Here is a 3,377-nt window from a genome sequence, read left to right as displayed (position 1 = left end):
CTTTTCAGGAGTCCCGCTAGAGGGAATAAAGGATACAGCGGGAGAAATTACAAAAGCAATTATGACAGGCGTACTGAACCCAGATTGGTCCTATGTATCTTTACCAGATGGTGAAGATTTGTTACATGGTTTAATTGATACATTGGCAATTGCGATATTAGGTACATTTATTTCTGCCTTTTTATCTGTTCCATTTGCTTTTTGGGCGGCAACGAATATGAGTAGTGGAAAATTAACTTCAGTAACTGGGAAATTTGTACTTAGTTTTGTTCGTACATTTCCTGAATTAGTTATGGCCCTTTTATTTATAAAAGCTGTCGGTCCAGGCTCTTTCGCCGGAGTTCTAGCTTTAGGATTACACTCTATCGGGATGTTAGGGAAACTATATTCGGAAGGAATTGAGAATATAGACAAGGGACCGACGGAAGCGTTAATCGCAACAGGTGCAAATCGGTTTCAAATACTTTGGTATGCAGTATTACCACAAGTGTTACCGGATTTTCTATCGTATACGTTATACAGATTCGAAATTAATGTACGATCCGCTGCGATTTTAGGTGTTATTGGAGCAGGTGGTATTGGTACTCCATTAATTTTTGCACTGAGTTCACGGAATTGGTCCCGCGTGGGAATTATTTTATTAGGCATCATTTTAATGGTAATTATAATTGATTTTATTTCAAGTTCGATTCGAAAACGGATTATTTAACGGATTTTAAAAGCATCGAAGTTAGATGCTTTTTTTGTATTTTTTTAGTGTTTATCAAAAAAGTTGGTATAGAAGAAGTTCATATATTTGTATAAATATACAGATAATTCCCTTTATTTTTAAAATAAAAACATTAAAAAAGTATGTCATATTGAATACCCATACATTACCGGAAACATTGGTTTYTTTATAAAAAATCAAAAAAACATCAACATATTTGCCGATACATGTTGTATAATCTTGCGTGGGAAGCTATCATATAAATGTATAAAACGTTTACTAACATACGCGAAGGGAAGAATAGCATGTCACATTCAATCGAACAACTTTCTATCAACACGATTCGCACATTATCCATTGATGCGATTGAAAAAGCAAATTCTGGTCACCCAGGAATGCCAATGGGTGCAGCACCAATGGCTTATACATTATGGACTCAATTTATGAAACACAATCCAAATAACCCAACGTGGTTTAACCGCGATCGTTTCGTATTATCTGCAGGTCATGGTTCAATGTTACTATACAGCCTACTTCATCTATCTGGTTATGACTTAACAATGGATGACTTAAAGAACTTCCGTCAATGGGGAAGCAAAACTCCAGGACATCCTGAGTATGGTCACACAGCAGGTATAGACGCAACAACTGGTCCACTTGGACAAGGTATTGCAACAGCTGTTGGTATGGCGATGGCTGAAAGACATTTAGCAGCAAAGTATAACCGTGATGCGTACAATGTAGTAGATCATCATACATACGCTATTTGTGGTGATGGCGATTTAATGGAAGGCGTTTCTGCTGAAGCATCTTCATTAGCTGCTCATTTACAATTAGGTCGTCTTGTTGTGCTTTACGATTCAAACGATATTTCATTAGATGGCGATTTAAATCGCTCATTCTCTGAAAGTGTAGAAGATCGTTACAAAGCATACGGCTGGCAAGTAATCCGTGTTGAGGATGGAAACGATATTGAAGCAATTGCAAAAGCAATTGAAGAAGCGAAAGCTGACGAAAAACGCCCAACGCTAATTGAAGTAAGAACGACAATTGGTTTCGGTTCTCCAAACAAATCAGGAAAATCAGCTTCACACGGTTCTCCACTTGGTGTAGACGAAACAAAATTAACGAAAGAAGCATATGCTTGGACTGCTGAACAAGATTTCCATGTAGCAGAAGAAGTATATGACAACTTCCGTAAAACGGTACAAGATGCTGGTGAGACTGCACAAGCTGCATGGAACACGATGCTCGGTGAATATGCACAAGCATATCCAGAATTAGCAAACGAGCTGCAAGCAGCAATGAATGGTCTTCTTCCAGAAGGTTGGGAACAAAGCTTACCAACTTATGAATTAGGATCAAAAGCAGCAACACGTAATTCTTCAGGTGCTGTAATTAATGCTATTGCAGAGTCTGTACCATCATTCTTTGGTGGATCAGCTGACCTTGCTGGTTCTAACAAAACATACATGAATAACGAAAAAGACTTCACAAGAGCTGATTACAGCGGTAAAAACATTTGGTACGGTGTTCGTGAGTTTGCGATGGGTGCAGCAATGAACGGTATTGCACTACATGGCGGTTTAAAAACTTACGGTGGTACGTTCTTCGTATTCTCTGACTACTTACGTCCAGCAATTCGTCTTGCAGCATTAATGCAATTGCCTGTAACGTATGTATTCACACACGACAGTATCGCTGTTGGTGAAGATGGTCCAACGCATGAGCCGGTTGAACAATTAGCAGCACTTCGTGCAATGCCAAACGTTTCTGTTATTCGTCCAGCTGACGGTAACGAATCTGTTGCAGCTTGGAGATTAGCTTTAGAATCTACAAAAACACCAACTGCATTAGTGTTAACTCGTCAAGATCTTCCGACATTAGAAGGTGCAAAAGACGATACTTATGAAAAAGTAGCAAAAGGTGCATATGTAGTTTCTGMAAGCAAGAAAGAAACGGCTGATGTAATCCTACTTGCAACTKGATCTGAAGTAAGCTTAGCAATCGAAGCGCAAAAAGCTTTAGCAGCAGACGGCGTTGATGCAGCTGTTGTTAGCATGCCATCTATGGATCGCTTTGAAGCTCAAACTGCTGAGTACAAAGAATCTGTACTACCAAAAGCAGTAACGAAACGTTTCGCAATTGAAATGGGTGCTACATTCGGATGGCACCGTTACGTAGGTCTTGATGGAGATGTACTAGGTATCGACACATTCGGTGCTTCTGCTCCTGGTGAGAAGATTATGGAAGAGTATGGATTTACTGTAGAGAACGTTGTTCGCAAAGTAAAAGAAATGCTTTAATGATTTTAGAAAAATCTCTCCAGCATGGGGAGATTTTTCTATGTAATTGAGTTTTTTCGACAGGAAAAGTTTTTTCTCTCTCCGTAGTCAGACAATCATTGCAAATTTTTTCTTATATAATGTAGGGAAAAGGTTGTCCAGATCGGGAGGGAAAAAATGAAAACGTATGAATTGTATTTAATTCAAGAGGATATTGCGAAAGCTTACTTTGGTCGTGAATATTTGTTTTTTGATTTATTTGCTCGATTTTCAGAATCTGGGTCCCTTTCGGAGAAGAAAGTATTATATAAACAAATGACGTATATTACGATGCCATTACAAGTAATGAAACTTCATCATAAATTAGAACAAGCTTTGCATGT

Annotated in this window: 3 protein-coding genes; all 3 read left to right on the top strand. The window is 38.5% G+C overall.

Going from position 1 to position 3,377, the window contains the following annotated elements:
* Positions 1-709, top strand: a 709-nt coding sequence (phnE, locus tag AC1DTM_RS20785) for a phosphonate ABC transporter, permease protein PhnE (RefSeq protein ID WP_477000773.1), incomplete at its 5' end; no start/stop codon positions are given.
* A gap of 305 nt (positions 710-1,014) precedes the next feature.
* On the top strand, positions 1,015-3,015 hold the full coding sequence (gene tkt, locus AC1DTM_RS20780; protein ID WP_477000772.1) for a transketolase: 2,001 nt from the start codon (positions 1,015-1,017) through the stop codon (positions 3,013-3,015).
* A 156-nt stretch (positions 3,016-3,171) separates the two neighbouring features.
* Positions 3,172-3,377 (top strand): sporulation inhibitor of replication protein SirA (gene sirA, locus AC1DTM_RS20775; protein WP_477000771.1); only part of this gene is annotated, 206 nt, incomplete at its 3' end.

It is taken from the genome of Bacillus sp. P4_D3, assembly GCF_056401855.1.
The sequence above is the reverse complement of the archived record's forward strand: the minus strand, read 5'-3'. Positions and strand labels throughout refer to the sequence as shown.